This is a genomic window from Martinezella rhizogenes (assembly GCF_027460065.1).
Taxonomy (GTDB): Bacteria; Pseudomonadota; Alphaproteobacteria; order Rhizobiales; family Rhizobiaceae; genus Agrobacterium; species Agrobacterium rhizogenes_C.
In genome coordinates this window covers 253,025-267,675 of the sequence record NZ_JAPYZZ010000007.1, presented here as the reverse complement: position 1 = coordinate 267,675, position 14,651 = coordinate 253,025, and the positions used below count along the sequence as shown (strand labels likewise).

Below are 14,651 nucleotides of genomic sequence, written 5' to 3'. Positions count from 1 at the left end.
GCAAAAAGTCCATAGGTCTGCTATCCTTTGCAGGCTTCGGATTGTTTGCGGGCGTGGCGATCAGCGGCCCAATCAACTCTCCAAGCGGTGAAGCAAAGGCGGCAGGGAACCTTGATGACGTGGGGTGTTGTCCCGATCCTCGGACGGTTGCCTGCCGCCGGGACTGCGGGCTGTGAAGGGCCCGCAGTCCCGCACCGACAATACCCGGAAAGCAACAAACAATCCTCGGGCTTGTCCCGAGGATCTGCAACGTTCCTGTTTTGCTGACGTGTTTAGATCCTCGGACGAGCCCGAGGATGACGCCGAGAGGAATGAATTCTTCATCACCGACTTCGGGAGAGGCATTTGCTGCGGGAGGTATGAAGGACGAAACTCGATGTCGTCCAATGGCCGTTACGCAAGGTTCAGCGTCAGGCGGGGCAGGCATGCGAGCCGGCGGCGACAGGATAAAACGCCGCCGGTATCTCTTCTGATCAGGCGCGCGCTTCCGGCGTATAGCCTGCAGCGGTGATGATTTCAGCAATGTGTGCCGCGTCGGAGACGCCGCCGACCACAACCGTGCGGCTTGCAGGGTCCGCATGCACCGCAGCACCGGGAACGGTCTTTTCGATCGCGCCCTTGATCACCCCGGCGCAATGACCGCAGGTCATGTCTTCAACGTGAAAGGAAAGATCTGCGCCGACAGGGGCAGCAGTGGTGGCTTCGTGGTGGTGCTGATGGCCATTGCACATAGGCTGTTCTCCATGGTTTGGAATTCTAACAGGGAGAGCCTGGACTATTCCAACGTGGGAAGGTCAAGCGCTTTATTTGCGCTGATGCAGCGATCTCAGCTCTTCCAGAAAATCGGCATCAGCAGCACCAAAACCGTCAGGATTTCCAGACGTCCGAGCAGCATCATCACTGAAAGCAGATAAAGCGCCGGGTCGCTGATCGTGGAGAAATTGCCGACAGGCCCGATGATCGGGCCGATGCCGGGGCCGACATTGGCAAGCGCTGTTGCAACACCCGAAGTGGCGGTGAGGAAATCATAGCCCATCAGGCTCATGGCGAGGCTGCCGGCGATCCACAATGCGATGAAGCAGCTGATGAACAGAAAGATGGTGCGGATGGTTTCCGGATCGACCACCTGCTGGCCGTAACGCACGGAATAGACGGCGTTCGGATAGATCAGCTTCTTCAGCCCGGCGCGCGCCACGTTGAAGATGATAAGGAACCGATAGGCCTTGATACCGCCCGCCGTCGAGCCGGAACAGCCGCCCATGAAGGTCGCGAAAAAGGCGACGACAACGACGAAGGGACCCCAGAGCGTATAGTCATCGCTGGCAAAACCGCCGGTCGAGAGGATCGAGGTCATGTTGAAGAAGGAATGGCTGAGCGCATCATCCAGCGGCACGCCGTTCCTGAAATGATGATAGACGCCAACCGCAATCGAGATCGCGCAGAGATAACCAAGGAAGACGGCGATCTGTGGGTCGCGCAGCGTTTCCAGCCGGCGGCGCACGGCAAGCAGGATCATGACAGAGAAGGGCAGACTGCCGAAGATCAGGAAAATGGTGGCGATCCACAGCAGGGCGGTATTGTTGAAATAGGCGAAAGAGGCGTCGTGGGTGGAAAACCCGCCGGTCGCGACTGTCGACATGGCATGGTTCAGCGCATCGAAATGTGACATGCCGGCAAAATCGAAGGCCACTGTGCAGGCGATGGTCATGATGATGTAGATCGCCACGAAAGCCCGGGTGAAGCTCGCCAGCCGCGCGAAAGGCCGGTCGTTGCCGGTGTCGGAAGACTCCATGCGGAAGAAGGTCATGCCACCGACACGCAGGAGCGGCAGGATGAAGAGACCGAGCGCGACGATACCGATACCGCCGAGCCAGCAGAGCAGCGACCGCCAGAGGAGAATACCCTGCGGCGCGTGGTCTAACCCGGATATGGCGGTCGACCCTGTCGTGGTGATGGCCGAAACGGATTCGAAGAACGCCTGACCGGGCGTCAGGTCGAGCTCGGAGAGGTAAAGCGGGACCGCGCCGACGATGGAAAACACCAGCCAGAGAAGGTTGACGAGCAGGAAGCCAAAACGTTTGTTGAAGGAGGTGATGGGGCCGCGGGTGGCGAGCGCGCAGGCGAGCGCAAAGCCGCCGCACATGAAACCCGAAAGCGCAAACACCATCCAGTCGTCATTGCCGTAATAAAGATCGGTCAGCGCGGGCAGGAACATGGCCGTTGCAAGGTAGAGCCCGAAGATGGACGCCACATAGATGACCGAGCGCAGAAGATTGCTGTTCAAGAAATGAAACCCAGGGTTCGTGGTCGCGCTGAAATGAATCTTTGTTTCTGACGCCTTCCTATGGCATAGCGGGTGCCATTATGAATTTCAATGGATTGACTATCGTGGACAAGCAGCTTGTGGAAGCAGCGCGGCGGGAAGTGCGGGAGATATTCCCCGAAACGCCGCTGCAGTTGAATGAACATCTCAGCCGTCGGTATGGCGCGTCGATTTGGCTGAAGCGTGAGGATCTGTCCCCGGTTCGTTCCTACAAGATTAGAGGCGCATTCAACTTTCTGCGCAAGGCGGTGGCCAAGGCTGGCAAGGACAAGGTTTTCGTCTGCGCCTCGGCCGGCAACCATGCGCAGGGCTTTGCTTTCGCCTGCCGCCATTTTGGCGTTCACGGCGTTGTTTTCATGCCGGTGACGACACCACAGCAGAAGATCGACAAGACCCGCATCTTCGGCGGTGAGTTCATCAAGATCCGTCTGGTGGGCGATATATTCGACCAGTGTTATGCCGCCGCGCGTCAGCACGTCGAAGACAATGACGGCTATATGGTGCCGCCCTTTGACCATGAGGATATCATCGAGGGCCAGGCGACGGTCGCCGCCGAGATCATGGATCAGCTGCCGGAAGGCACGAAGCCTGACATCGTCGTCATGCCGGTCGGTGGTGGCGGTCTTTCGGCTGGCCTCACCGGTTTTCTCGCCGGCACGGTGAAGAAGGAGAACTTCGTGTTCTGCGAGCCGGAAGGCGCGCCGAGCCTGAAGAAGAGCCTGGAACGGGGCGAACCGGTGACGCTGAACAAGGTCGACAATTTTGTCGATGGCGCGGCCGTTGCCCGCATCGGCGACCTGAACTTCAAGGCACTGAAGGATTTCCCGGCCGAGCAGGTGATGCTCATCCCGGAAAATGCGATCTGCGTGACGATCATCGAGATGCTGAACCTTGAAGGCGTGGTGCTGGAGCCTGCGGGCGCCCTGTCCATCGCTGCGCTTGAAAAGCTCGGCCGCGAGAGGCTGGAAGGCAAGACGGTCATCGCCGTGGTCTCCGGTGGCAATTTCGATTTCGAGCGCCTGCCGGATGTCAAGGAACGCGCCATGCGTTACACCGGCGTGAAGAAATATTTCATCCTGCGCCTGCCGCAGCGGCCCGGCGCACTGCGCGATTTCCTCAATTTGCTCGGCCCGGATGATGATATTGCCCGTTTCGAATATCTGAAGAAATCAGCGCGTAATTTTGGCTCGATCCTGATCGGCATCGAAACCAATGCGCAGGAAAACTTCGCAGGGCTTCTGGAGCGCTTCGAGGCGGCCGGCCTCGGTTATGAAGACATCACCGAAAACGACATCCTGTCGAACCTGATCATCTGATTTGGACAGGGCGACGGGGAAGGGCGGGGCAACGCCGCCCTTCGCATGTTAGACGAATTGAGGGAGTGAAAGCCATGGCATCGTTTTTTTCCAAAATCCTCTCGGCCTTCGGCTCCGGCCAGCCGTCTTCCGATGCGCCGCAGAAGGTGGCGCAGGCCGAGCCGCATGCGCATGGCGATTATCTGATCTATGCGACGCCCATCAAGGAAGGCGGCCAGTTCCGCTTGGCGGGCCGTATCGAAAAAAAGGCCGGTGACGAAGTGCTGGTGCATGAATTCGTGCGCGCCGATGTCTTCTCCAGCCTGGACGATGCGGTGGAGTTCACGATCCGCAAGGCGAAACTCATCATCGATCAGAACGGCGCGTCGCTTTTCCCAGGAAAATGATGACGTTTTCTTGCTCTGGACATTAAGATTCCGTTCTTTGCTTCGGCCTATCGTTCACAGAGCATTTCCAGCAAAAGTGTACTCGGTTTTGCGTCCGGAAATGTACAGAACAAAGAGTTAGAGCAATTCCGGTGAACCGCGTTCACCGGAATTGCTCTAGAGGGCAAGGAGTCGCGTCAATCAACCGGCGCGATATGGATCGATAGGGCGTGTGCCGATGCAATGGGCAAATCTGGCCCTCTTTCTGACGGAGGCCATCGTCTATTTTTCGGTAATGACGGCATTCCTTCATTACCGGCATATTCTCGGCATCGGTGTTTTTCTCACCGCGCTGGGCGTCATGCACTTCCTGGAAACCTATCTGGCCGCCGTTTTTTACGTGCAGCTGCCCTTTGGCGTGGCATCGCCAGGCTCCTCGATCCTTTTTGCCGGCAAGCTGATGATGATCCTCATGCTCTATATGCGCGAGGATGCGGCCGTGGTGCGACAGCCCATATACGGGCTGTTTCTCGGCAATATATTGACCGTCATCATTGCGCAGATCGTTCATTTTCATCAGACGGTGGCGATCGTTCCCGGCCAATCCGTGAGTACCGGCTTTCTCGATGAAATGGGCATCCTGATGGTCTGGGGAACCAGCCTGCTCTATATCGACGCCATCGCCATCATCCTGTTTTACGAGAAGCTCGGGCGTTATCTGCAGCGCCATATCGTGCTGCGCTTCGCGATCTGCGGCGTCGTTATCCTGAGCTTCGATCAGGCGGGTTTTTATGGGGTGCTACGATTGTTGTTCAACGCCCCTGCGGATGTCTTTTATGATGGCTGGAAGGCGAAGATGGTGGCAGTCGGCATCTATTCGCTGCTCTTCGCCACCTATCTCTGGCTGACATCGGCCAAGGGCCGCTTTCTGACACGCCGCAGCGTTGCCGATGTCTTCAACGATTTGACCTTCCGGGAACGTTATGAGGAGCTTTTGTCCCGCTCGGGACGCGATATGCTGACCGGCGTATCGGACCGCGCCCGCATGGAGCTCGATGCGCCCTCCCTCGTCGTGGAATGCCTGGAGAAGCAGCGTCCGGTCAGCGTGCTGATCGTCGATATCGATCATTTCAAGACCGTCAACGACACGTTCGGACACCTGCAGGGCGATGAGATCTTGCGAGAGTTCGCCGGGGTGCTGAAACGCGCCGTGCAGCCGCTGGGGCATCTCTACCGTTTCGGCGGCGAGGAATTCGTGGCGCTCCTGCCGGCGATGACGCATGAAACGGCGCTCGCATTTTCGGCCAGTCTTAGGGCGGCGGTCCTTGCGGAGCTGCAACGGCCGGATGGTTCGCCGCTGACTGTCAGCATCGGTGTCGCTACCGCCTTTGAGGATGGGCAGCTTTTCCGCGCGCTTCTGTCGGAGGCCGACGCGCGGCTTTACGCGGCAAAAAATAACGGCCGGGACCAGGTCCACGGCCGTCATGGTATGTGGGTCGGCTGATACCGGCGATCCGCCGGCATCGGCCTTCATTGAATGTGCCTCACGCGGCCTGCGCCAGTTCTTCAACTTTGGCTTCGGCAGCGGCAATAGCCTTTTCGACGGCCTCCGGACCAAATGCCAGGCCTTCGACATAGATGACTTCCACATCCGTCATGCCCATGAAACCGAGAACGGTCTTGAGGTAGGGAACGGCGTGGTTCATCGAAACGGCCGGGCCTTCGGAATAAACGCCGGCAGCGGCCAGCACGATGTAAACCTTCTTGCCGGTGGCAAGGCCAACCGGGCCGGTTTCGGTGTATTTGAAGGTCTGGCCGGCGCGGGCGACGTTGTCGATCCACGACTTCAGGCCGGAATAGATGTTGAAGTTGATGAGGCCGGTGCCGATGACGACGGTGTCGGCTGCCAGAAGTTCTGCAACCAGCTTGTCGGAATAATCGGCGGCAACCGATTCTTCGGCCGTGCGCTGGTCGGGGGCCTTGCGGATCGCGGCGGTCTTGACGGTGTCGAGATGCGGGATCGGGTCAGCGGCGAGATCGCGGTGGACGAGGGTGTTGGAAGCCGACTTGGCCTTCAGCTTGCTGGCGAGCTCACCGGCAAACTTGTTGGAAACCGATTCGTCGCCACGCGGGCTGGAAGTGATGAGCAGAATGTTGGACATGGTCTTTTCCTTGCATGCGATGGTTTGACGGGGTGCCTTGGGAGGGCGGGAGAGCAGAATGCCCTTCCTTTGCCCCCTATATGAAAAATTACTGCCATCAATAAAACTGTGATAATATGGAAGCAATCTATCGATGAAATGGATGGGACATGGACGCAAACCCCACACTCGACCAGTTGCAGGTGTTTTTGACGGTTGCCGAAACCGGCAGTTTCTCCGCCGCGTCGCGGGCTCTGAACCGCGCCCAGTCGGTGGTCAGCTACACTATCGCCAATCTGGAGGCGCAGCTTGAAGTGACGCTGTTCGAGCGGAATGGCGTGCGCCAGCCCAAGCTGACGGATGAGGGGCGCGCCATGCTGGAGGATGCACGACGCATCGTCGCCGGCCTGCAGGAAATGCGCGCGCGCGCCAAGGGGCTGAAGCAGGGGCTTGAGGCGGAGCTTTCCGTCGCCATCAGCACCATGGTGCCGGCAGAGGCTGTCGTGGCAGTGCTGCGCGATTTTCGCGAACAGTTCCCCACCGTCACGCTCAGCCTCAATGTCGGCGAGCTGGGCATGGTCATGGACATGGTGCTTTCCCGCAAGGCCGGCATCGGCATCGGCGGGGCCGTGCTGCGCCAGGACGATGAACTCGTCATGGAAAAGGTCGGCCATTCCTTCATGTTGCCGGTGGTCGCTGCCGATCACCCGCTGGCGCAGATCGAGCGGCCGCTGGTTCTCGCTGACGTGCGCGAGGAGGTTCAACTCGTGGTGACGGATGCCTCGGGCCTGACGAAGGGACGGGATTTCAACGTGCTGTCCTACAAGACATGGCGCGTCAGCGACATCGCCACCAAATACCAGCTCATCAAGGGCGGCCTCGGCTGGGGCGGTCTGCCCGCCTCGATCGTGCGTAATGATCTCACCAATGGCAGCCTGAAGGCGCTTGAACTCGAAGCCTATGAGCAGGGTGAATATCCGCTCTTTACGCTGCGGCGCGTCGATTCACCGGCCGGACCTGCCGGCCAATGGCTCACGCAAGCCTTTCAGCAGCGCCTGTCTGCCTGTCCGAACCATAAGGATTTCAACGGGATGCTGGAGGCGAGCAAGCAGAGGACCTTGGCTGTCGCTGCGGAGTGACACTGGCTGTAACCTCCACCGTTATATCTGGATCGAAAAGGTGCCGCTTGTTTCTTCTCCCCGCCGGGGAGAAGGTCGCGGCAGCGGGATGAGGGGGGGGAAGGGTGCGATCTATCGCCGGCGTTGCCCCCTCATCCGACCCTTCGGGCCACCTTCTCCCCGGCGGGGAGAAGAAACAAGCGGCGTCGTAGGGCCCTTGCCTCGGCGCGATCATTACACGACGATAGTCGGTCTGGAGCGTATCCGTTGCTGAGGAAACACTCTCCCGGCAATGTACCGCCGGGAGAGCCGTGTTCTCTAGAGAACCAGACGGAACTTCGCGAAACCTTCCGCACCGTCGCCGGCATCCTCGATTTTCGCGCCCTTGATTTCCGCCGCATAGTGGCGGCCCTTGGGGCCGGTCTCGAAGATTGCCGAGGTATTGGCGACAGGCGCAAAGGACCAGTTGGCATCCGCGGATGGATTGATGGTGCCCTGATCGATGATATAGCGCACGATCACGTCGCGGTTGGTATCGGGGGCCACGAAGATCACCTTGTCGGCGGCGATATCGGGGAACTTGCCGCCGCCGCTTGCCCGGTAATTATTGGTGGCCACCACGAATTTCTGCTCGGGGTCGATCGGCTTGCCGTTGAACTGAAGGTTCACGATGCGGTTGCTGTCGGGATTGACCGCCTTGCCGTCCTTGTCGAATTTCGCCGGCTTGGAAATGTCGATCTGATAGGTGACACCGTCGATGACGTCGAAATTATAGGACGGGAAGTCGGCATTGAGCAGCGGTGCGTCCTTGGCACCGGCCTCCACGGTGTTGAACATGCCCGCTGACATTTCCAACCAGTTTTTCACCTGCGCGCCGTTGATCAGCACCGCCTGCACCGTATTGGGATAGAGGTACAGGTCGGCAACGTTCTTGATGGCGATGTCACCGGCGGGGACATCGGTATAATAATCCGCGCCGCCACGGCCGCCGGACTTGAAGGGCGCCGCCGCAGAGAGCACCGGCAGGTCCTTATATTGCCCTTCCTTCAGCATGTCCTTGATGTACCAGGTCTGGGCGTTGGAGACGATCTGCACGGACGGATCGTCAGCGACCAGCGCGAAATAGGAATAGAGCGGAGCGGATGTCTTGCCGACGGGACGGCGTACATAGGCAAGCGCTGCCTCGTGATCGGCCTTGGCGGCGGCGAGAACCTCCGCCTTGTCGGTGAAATCGGCGACGACCTTGCGACTGTCGTCGCGGTGATAGATCGGCCGGGCTTCGGAGGTAAAGTCGACGATCTTCCAGCTCTTGCCATCCTTTTCAAGCAGGAGGTCGATGAGACCCATATGTGAGCCCCAGAAACCGGCCATGACCGCAGGCTTGCCCATCAGCGTACCCTTGACCGCATCCGCACCCTCGATGCCGTCCCAGGTCTTCGGGCCGGGGAAGACAAGATGCTGGTGACCGGTGAAGATCGCGTCGATGCCTTCGACGGCCGCCAGATAAAGTGAGGCGTTTTCCATGCGCTCCGTCTGGCCCTTGCCGTCGATGCCGGAATGGGAAAGGGCGATGATGATATCGGCGCCTTCTTCCTTCATCACGGGAACCCAGGCTTTCGCGGCCTCAACGATGTCGCGCGTCTGGGCCTTGCCCTCGAGGTTCTTGGAATCCCACATCATGATCTGCGGCGGCACGAAGCCGATAATGCCGACCTTGACCGGGCTCGTCACGCCGCCGCCATCGCGGATCTGCTTTTCCAGAATGACGTAGGGCTTGAAGAACAACTCGTCGTTTTTCGGATCGGAAGCGAGCTGGCCCTTGGTGAGGTTGGCGCAGACATAGGGGAAACCGGCGCCCGCCAGCGTGTTCGACATATAGTCGAGACCGTAATTGAATTCGTGGTTGCCGAGCGTGCCGCAATCATAACCCAGCACATTCATGGCGTTGATGACGGGATGCTTGTCGCCGGCCTTCATGCCGCGCTCATAGGCGATATAGTCGCCGAGCGGGTTGCCCTGTAGGAAGTCGCCGTTGTCCACCAACATCGAATTGCCGGCCTCGGCGCGGATCTTGTCGATGATCGAGGCAGTGCGCGAAAGTCCCATCGTGTCGTTCGGCTTGTCGGCGTAATAATCATAGGGAAAGACGTGAACATGGATGTCAGTCGTTTCCATGATGCGCAGATGCGCCTGATTGGCCGCCGCGCGTGCGGCAAAGGGATGCAGCAACACCAGCGCCGAGGAGGCCGCAATGCCGCCGAGAAGCGAACGGCGGGTGATGGGGTGGAGAGCGAGAAGCGACGACATGGGAACTCCTTCGGATGAAGCTTGCTCTGTCAGGGAAAACGACAGGGTAGAAGCAATCGCCGAGGAGTCCATCACCAAAATGACAAGCCCGTGACAGTCGGGCCTGTTTTCAACCGTTTGATAAATTTTTTGTCAGGGAAGTGCGGCGCACATGTCGGCGCACTCCGGTTCGATGTCGATGGATCAGCGGGCGAGCGTCGGTTTCACTTCTTCATGGAAGAAGCGGAAATAGGAGGAGAGCTGCGCCAGCGTGTTGGTGGAAAGCTTCAGCTGCAGGCCGAGGCGGTTCTGGTGCTGCCACTGCACCACGCCCTCAATAAATCCCAGATCGTCGCTCTGCACCTTGACCCGGCTGCCCTTGGCGGCGGCAAAAGGCCCGTCCAGTTCAAGCGCCATTCCGGTGGCGGAAAGATCGACCACACGGCCTCGGGTCGACTGGCTGAAATAAAACACCGTCGCGAAGATCCTTGTCTTGCTGCGGGCTGCGCTGCGGGTCGCCATATTGAGGTTGTTTGTCATGTCGCTGCTCAAATCAATTGTTTCCGATACCATGCATCATGCTGCGGAAAGCTTGAGAGCCATTTAGTTCTTCAGTTAAAATTGAAGGTAATTGCCGATTATGCTGTATCGATACGGCACTGATAGCAATTGTTGCGGGCGGAGCGCACATGTACATAAGCGACATCCGCACGCTCAAGAAGATGCCGCGCGCGTGACACGATCTCGCCCGTCGCCGTCACCGCGCCGGTGCCGTAGACGATGCGGTCGTCGCCTCCATATCCGCGCACGATATAATCCGGGCTGTCCAGCATCGGCGGAACGGCCGCGGTCTCCGGATAATGCTCGCATGCTTCCGCATGCAGAAATACCGGCCCGGTTTCCGCATAAGGTTGAAGCGAGGGAAAGGGTCGGTAGGCGAGGATCAGCATTGCTTCGCCTTCTTCGATCTGCGACAGGCAGTGTCGGCAGGGCATGCCGCCAGGCGAAACGGCCTTTTCCGGCATGAGGCCGTAGGCGTCGGGTGTACTTGCCCGGAAGGCCTCTGCTTCCTTAGCCGGCATTGCAGTGAAGACGAGATCGGTCATGGCGGGGCCTCTTCGAGTTGGGGTCGGCGTTGCTTGTTTGCAGCTATGATCCCGAAATGGAGCACTATCCACCCGATTCTTGACAGGTGATGCAACCAGCCCATTGCGTGACTCGTTAGCTTCGGGAATCAGTGGCGCTCCTCGTTTCCGGAAGGTCTGATTTTATGTTGCGTCGTTTTCTGGCCGCCGTTCCGCTGGCTTTTATTTCGTTGACGGCTCCGATCGAGGTGAATGCGCAGGTTGCCTCCGGTCTCGATGGCCTGTCCGACGATCAGCTGCAGCAGTCGGTCAATTTCGTCATCGGCAATGCGATCTTCTCGCTCTATCACGAGGGCGCGCGCATGCTGATTTCGGACTTCGGGACAGCGGAGACGGCGAGCGTCCAGGCCCCGGCTGATCAGCTGGCCGGCACGCTCATCCTGGAGGCCAATGAGGAATGGCTCGACACCGCGCTCGTCAACGCCACCGACAGCTGGTATCTGGCGCGCGAGGCGGAGACCTTGCCCGAGCACGAGGCCCCGGTATTTTCCGCGCTGGTACCGGACAGGAGCCGCGATCGCAACATGGCCTGCCTCATGGTCGGCCGCGACAAGGACGGCTATGGCGATCTGGCCACGATGATGGGGCTTCCCAATGGCGAATTCGACAAATGTGTCGCCGCCTATCCGGGTGTAGCCTCGGACTGGAAGAATTTCCTCGCGCCTCATCGCAGCCAGACACCCTCGAAATTTTCCGTCAGCTACGTGCCGCCGCGCGACCCGGAACTCGAGCCCTATGCCATCATGGTCAAGGAATCGAAGGTTCTCGATCTCATCAGCCGCAGTTTCAGTGGTTATGGCCTGAAGGGCGACGTCAAGCTGACGGCCAAGTCCTGCGGCCGTCCCGATGTCTACTGGTCGGCCGAAAAGCGCGAAATCACCTATTGCTACGAGCTTGGTAAATTCCAGGCGGAGCTGATCGCCGATCATCTCCTGAACAGTGTCACGGAAGACAAGGGTGCGGCCGGCGGGCAAATTCCCACGGCCGTCAATCTGGAACGCGAAATCTGAGGCTGGTTGCCGGATGCTGGTGAGCTGGCCTTCCTGATGGAGGAGAATGCCATGCCGAAGGTCGTCGTTCGCAATTTCGCCATTTCGCTTGACGGATATGGCGCAGGACCGGACCAGAGCCTGCAGAACCCGTTGGGCGTGAAAGGCGAAGAGCTGCACCAATGGGCATTCAAGACCCGCACCTTCCACCGCATGTTCGGCAAGGAGGGTGGCTCGACCGGGACGGATGAGCATTTTTCCGAAAAAAGCTTCGAAAATATTGGCGCCTGGGTTTTAGGGCGTAACATGTTCGGCCCTGTGCGTGGTGCATGGCCGGATGAAAGCTGGAAGGGCTGGTGGGGCGAAGAACCGCCCTATCATGTCCCGGTCTTCGTCCTGACCCACCACGCGCGCCATTCCTTCACCATGAAGGGCGGCACTGAGTTTCATTTCGTTACCGACGGCATTGAAGCCGCGCTGGATCGGGCGCTTACGGCAGTGAATGGCAGGGATGTCCGCATCGGTGGTGGCGTCTCGACCATCCGGCAATATATGGCGGCGGGCATGATCGATGAATTGCATCTGGCCCTTGCGCCGGTGTTTCTCGGCAAGGGGGAGCTGCTTTTCGACGAGCTGGATTTGCCCGCACTTGGTTATCGCTGCACGGGAACGGTGGCGGGCGAGGGGGCAACGCATCTGATCATCGAGAAGGTGTGAGTACTGTTTCCCCTTCCGCCTGCATTCCTGTGATGAGCACAGGAATGCGTAGGAAGTGGACTAGCCACACCCTCAATTACGCAGCGAAATTTCGAGAAGCTCCGTATCGGCAAGCGGCTCCACCCAGGCCTCATAGGTGCCGACAGGCGAAAAGCCCATCATCTGGTAAAGCTGCAATGCGCGCGGATGGTCGAGCGTATTCGTGGTCACCGTCACCCGCTGCGGATTGTCCTGCCAGGCGGCGTAAAGCGCCTGCAGAAGGAACCATTTGCCGACGCCAGCCCCAATCGCCTCTTCGAGCAGCCCGAAATAGGAAAGCTCGGTCACCTCGTCGCTCGCCTTGTTCAGTTCGAAGAAACCGGCGGGCGCGCCGTTCATGTAGAGAACCGTGACGCTGTTTTTCGGATCGCCTAGAATGGCGGAAAGCTCGGCATCGCTCATGCGCATGCGCTTCTGCCAATGCCAGCGTTTCCCCACCCGCCAGTAGAGGTAGCGGTAGAAGTGCAGGGGAATATTGTTGACCCGCATCAGCGCCGTCTGGAGGTTGACCGGGATTGGCAGGCTGACCTTGGGCGGTGCGGTCATTTCCAGCTGCGTCACATGCGCCTTCAGCGGGCCATGGGAAATGACGGGCAGGGGATCGGCAGCGCCGGTGACGACGGGTGTATCTTCAAGTCCACCCCATTCCGACCACGAGCCGTCATAGAGCGAATTGTCCCGATGGCCGAGCGATTCCAGCGCCAGCGTAATGACAGCGGCGGTGACGCCCGAGCCGCAGCTCGTCACCACCGGCTTGCCAAGATCGATGCCGGCATCGGTCACCATCTTGCGGATTGCGGTCAGGTCCTTGAAGTGGCCGTTCTCCGAAAAGGCTGTCGCTGGCAGGCTGCGCGCGCCGGGCATATGGCCCGACCGCATGCCGGCACGTGGTTCGGCCTCATCGCCGGTGAAGCGCCCCGCGCCGCGGGCATCGGCGATCTGCTTTTCGCCGCTGTCGACAATGCCACGCATGGTCGACAGCGAAGTCACGCGTTTCTCGTTGAAGTCAGGCGTAAAGGTCGCAGGCTCGATCTCCGGCGTGCCGGTTTCAAGCAGCCGGCCTTCGCGCTTCCAGCCGTCGAGGCCGCCATCCAGCACATAGGCCTTGCGCACGCCCATCACCCGCAGCATCCACCAGACGCGCGGTGCGGAAAAGAAACCGGGGCCGTCATAGACCACGATCGTATCATTCTCGCTGAGACCAAGTTCGCCGGCCTCTTGCGCGAAGAACTCCGGCGAGGGCAGGGAATGCGGCAGACCGGTGGTGTGATCGGCGATCTTGTCCTGATCGAAGAACACGGCGCCGGGCAGATGGCCGCTCGCGAATTCTTCCGCGCCATTGCGCTTGTGCGCCGGCAGATACCAGGACGCATCAACAACACGAAACCCTGATGTGCCGAGCTGTTTTTCCACCCAGTCCGCCGAAACGACGAAACGGCTCTTATCCGTGCTCATGATGTCTCTCCGATTTCAGGCAACAGCTTCAGGCGCGCCGAAACGAATGCGGAACCGCCTGTTCTCCTTGCCCTTCTTTTCTATCTTGGCAATGTGAATATCGCCCACTTCCTGCGTTTCGGAAACATGGGTGCCGCCGCAGGGCTGGCTGTCGATGCTGGAATTTTCGCCGATGCAGACGAGGCTGACCCGGCCAAGACCCATTGGCGGGCGCACATTCTTGGATTTGACGATGCCCGGATTGGCCTGCAATTCCTCGTCGGTGATCCATTGCAGGAAGACCGGATGGTTGGCTTTCACCAGCTCCATCAGCTTTGCCGTGACTTCGTCCTTGTCGATGGTCTCGGACATGTCGAAATCAACACGCGATTCGTCCTCGCCGACCGCCGCACCCGTGATCGGCCACTGACAGACGACGGAGAGCAGGTGGCAGGCCGTGTGCATGCGCATCAGCTTGTAGCGGCGCGGCCAGTCCACATGCAGCGTCAGTTTTTCACCGATCTCGGGCGAAGGCTGACCTTCGAGCGGCACATGGACGACGACGCTCTTGTCGGCACCGTTTTTGGTGATGCCAAGTTCGATGCGCGAACCATCCGCCCGCTCGAGAAAGCCGCTATCGCCCGGCTGGCCGCCGGAAGTGGCGTAAAAGCAGGTCTGGTCCAGTTCTATGCCGCCATCCTCATGCACCGCCGTGACGATCGCTTCTGCGGTAGAAAGATAAAAATCGTCACGGAACAGGGCATTCACAGGCATTTCG

General features: G+C 59.4%; 14 protein-coding genes. 6 read left to right on the top strand and 8 right to left on the bottom strand.

Annotated features, from left to right (window positions below; translation table 11 throughout):
- Window positions 1-473 precede the first annotated feature (473 nt).
- Together O8B93_RS13655 and O8B93_RS13650 are read right to left on the bottom strand one after the other, a co-directional pair.
- Window positions 474-731, bottom strand: coding sequence for a heavy-metal-associated domain-containing protein (locus O8B93_RS13655; RefSeq protein ID WP_269710506.1), 258 nt, complete (start codon window positions 729-731; stop codon window positions 474-476).
- 95 nt (window positions 732-826) lie between these two features.
- Window positions 827-2,284: a TrkH family potassium uptake protein gene (locus tag O8B93_RS13650; protein WP_269710505.1), complete on the bottom strand. Its 1,458-nt coding sequence runs from the start codon at window positions 2,282-2,284 to the stop codon at window positions 827-829.
- Between the two features lie 80 nt (window positions 2,285-2,364).
- Between O8B93_RS13650 and ilvA the strand changes: the two genes are divergently transcribed.
- From ilvA to O8B93_RS13635, 3 genes are all read left to right on the top strand, one after another.
- The gene (gene ilvA, locus O8B93_RS13645; RefSeq protein WP_269710504.1) at window positions 2,365-3,639 is read left to right on the top strand and encodes a threonine ammonia-lyase; all 1,275 of its coding nucleotides are present in this window, start codon (window positions 2,365-2,367) and stop codon (window positions 3,637-3,639) included.
- A gap of 74 nt (window positions 3,640-3,713) precedes the next feature.
- Window positions 3,714-4,025 (top strand): HlyU family transcriptional regulator, encoded by a 312-nt coding sequence (locus tag O8B93_RS13640; protein WP_269710503.1) that lies wholly within the window; start codon window positions 3,714-3,716, stop codon window positions 4,023-4,025.
- Window positions 4,026-4,242: 217 nt separating this feature from the next.
- On the top strand, window positions 4,243-5,508 hold the full coding sequence (locus O8B93_RS13635; protein WP_269710502.1) for a GGDEF domain-containing protein: 1,266 nt from the start codon (window positions 4,243-4,245) through the stop codon (window positions 5,506-5,508).
- 40 nt (window positions 5,509-5,548) lie between these two features.
- Here O8B93_RS13635 and O8B93_RS13630 read toward each other — a convergent pair whose 3' ends face one another.
- Window positions 5,549-6,166, bottom strand: coding sequence for an FMN-dependent NADH-azoreductase (locus tag O8B93_RS13630; protein ID WP_269710501.1), 618 nt, complete (start codon window positions 6,164-6,166; stop codon window positions 5,549-5,551).
- 149 nt (window positions 6,167-6,315) lie between these two features.
- Here O8B93_RS13630 and O8B93_RS13625 point away from each other — a divergent pair, with 149 nt between their 5' ends.
- On the top strand, window positions 6,316-7,284 hold the full coding sequence (locus O8B93_RS13625) for a LysR family transcriptional regulator (RefSeq protein ID WP_269710500.1): 969 nt from the start codon (window positions 6,316-6,318) through the stop codon (window positions 7,282-7,284).
- A 297-nt stretch (window positions 7,285-7,581) separates the two neighbouring features.
- Here the strand turns inward: O8B93_RS13625 and O8B93_RS13620 are convergent, their stop codons facing one another.
- From O8B93_RS13620 to O8B93_RS13610, 3 genes are all read right to left on the bottom strand, one after another.
- Window positions 7,582-9,570: a bifunctional 2',3'-cyclic-nucleotide 2'-phosphodiesterase/3'-nucleotidase gene (locus O8B93_RS13620; protein WP_269710499.1), complete on the bottom strand. Its 1,989-nt coding sequence runs from the start codon at window positions 9,568-9,570 to the stop codon at window positions 7,582-7,584.
- A 183-nt stretch (window positions 9,571-9,753) separates the two neighbouring features.
- Window positions 9,754-10,089 carry a PilZ domain-containing protein gene (locus tag O8B93_RS13615; RefSeq protein ID WP_269710498.1) on the bottom strand — a complete coding sequence of 112 codons (336 nt, stop codon included), beginning with the start codon at window positions 10,087-10,089 and terminating at the stop codon, window positions 9,754-9,756.
- 98 nt (window positions 10,090-10,187) lie between these two features.
- Window positions 10,188-10,655 (bottom strand): DUF1203 domain-containing protein, encoded by a 468-nt coding sequence (locus O8B93_RS13610; RefSeq protein WP_269710497.1) that lies wholly within the window; start codon window positions 10,653-10,655, stop codon window positions 10,188-10,190.
- Window positions 10,656-10,819: 164 nt separating this feature from the next.
- Between O8B93_RS13610 and O8B93_RS13605 the strand changes: the two genes are divergently transcribed.
- Window positions 10,820-11,704, top strand: a complete 885-nt coding sequence (locus O8B93_RS13605; protein WP_269710496.1) for a DUF4344 domain-containing metallopeptidase — start codon at window positions 10,820-10,822, stop codon at window positions 11,702-11,704.
- 51 nt (window positions 11,705-11,755) lie between these two features.
- Window positions 11,756-12,400: a dihydrofolate reductase family protein gene (locus O8B93_RS13600; RefSeq protein WP_269710495.1), complete on the top strand. Its 645-nt coding sequence runs from the start codon at window positions 11,756-11,758 to the stop codon at window positions 12,398-12,400.
- Window positions 12,401-12,472: 72 nt separating this feature from the next.
- Here the strand turns inward: O8B93_RS13600 and sseA are convergent, their stop codons facing one another.
- Together sseA and O8B93_RS13590 are read right to left on the bottom strand one after the other, a co-directional pair.
- Entirely contained in the window at window positions 12,473-13,894 is a 1,422-nt protein-coding gene (sseA, locus tag O8B93_RS13595; RefSeq protein ID WP_269710494.1) for a 3-mercaptopyruvate sulfurtransferase, read from the bottom strand.
- Window positions 13,895-13,909: 15 nt separating this feature from the next.
- Complete coding sequence (locus O8B93_RS13590; protein ID WP_269710493.1) at window positions 13,910-14,647, bottom strand: alanyl-tRNA editing protein; 738 nt, start codon at window positions 14,645-14,647, stop codon at window positions 13,910-13,912.
- Window positions 14,648-14,651 lie beyond the last annotated feature (4 nt).

Coding starts and splice junctions, on each gene's coding strand:
- O8B93_RS13655 (WP_269710506.1), bottom strand. CDS start 731: ATGTGCAATGGCCATCAGCACCACCACGAAGCCACCACTGCTGCCCCT.
- ilvA (WP_269710504.1), top strand. CDS start 2,365: ATGAATTTCAATGGATTGACTATCGTGGACAAGCAGCTTGTGGAAGCA.
- O8B93_RS13640 (WP_269710503.1), top strand. CDS start 3,714: ATGGCATCGTTTTTTTCCAAAATCCTCTCGGCCTTCGGCTCCGGCCAG.
- O8B93_RS13635 (WP_269710502.1), top strand. CDS start 4,243: ATGCAATGGGCAAATCTGGCCCTCTTTCTGACGGAGGCCATCGTCTAT.
- O8B93_RS13630 (WP_269710501.1), bottom strand. CDS start 6,166: ATGTCCAACATTCTGCTCATCACTTCCAGCCCGCGTGGCGACGAATCG.
- O8B93_RS13625 (WP_269710500.1), top strand. CDS start 6,316: ATGGACGCAAACCCCACACTCGACCAGTTGCAGGTGTTTTTGACGGTT.
- O8B93_RS13620 (WP_269710499.1), bottom strand. CDS start 9,570: ATGTCGTCGCTTCTCGCTCTCCACCCCATCACCCGCCGTTCGCTTCTC.
- O8B93_RS13615 (WP_269710498.1), bottom strand. CDS start 10,089: ATGACAAACAACCTCAATATGGCGACCCGCAGCGCAGCCCGCAGCAAG.
- O8B93_RS13610 (WP_269710497.1), bottom strand. CDS start 10,655: ATGACCGATCTCGTCTTCACTGCAATGCCGGCTAAGGAAGCAGAGGCC.
- O8B93_RS13605 (WP_269710496.1), top strand. CDS start 10,820: ATGTTGCGTCGTTTTCTGGCCGCCGTTCCGCTGGCTTTTATTTCGTTG.
- O8B93_RS13600 (WP_269710495.1), top strand. CDS start 11,756: ATGCCGAAGGTCGTCGTTCGCAATTTCGCCATTTCGCTTGACGGATAT.
- sseA (WP_269710494.1), bottom strand. CDS start 13,894: ATGAGCACGGATAAGAGCCGTTTCGTCGTTTCGGCGGACTGGGTGGAA.
- O8B93_RS13590 (WP_269710493.1), bottom strand. CDS start 14,647: ATGCCTGTGAATGCCCTGTTCCGTGACGATTTTTATCTTTCTACCGCA.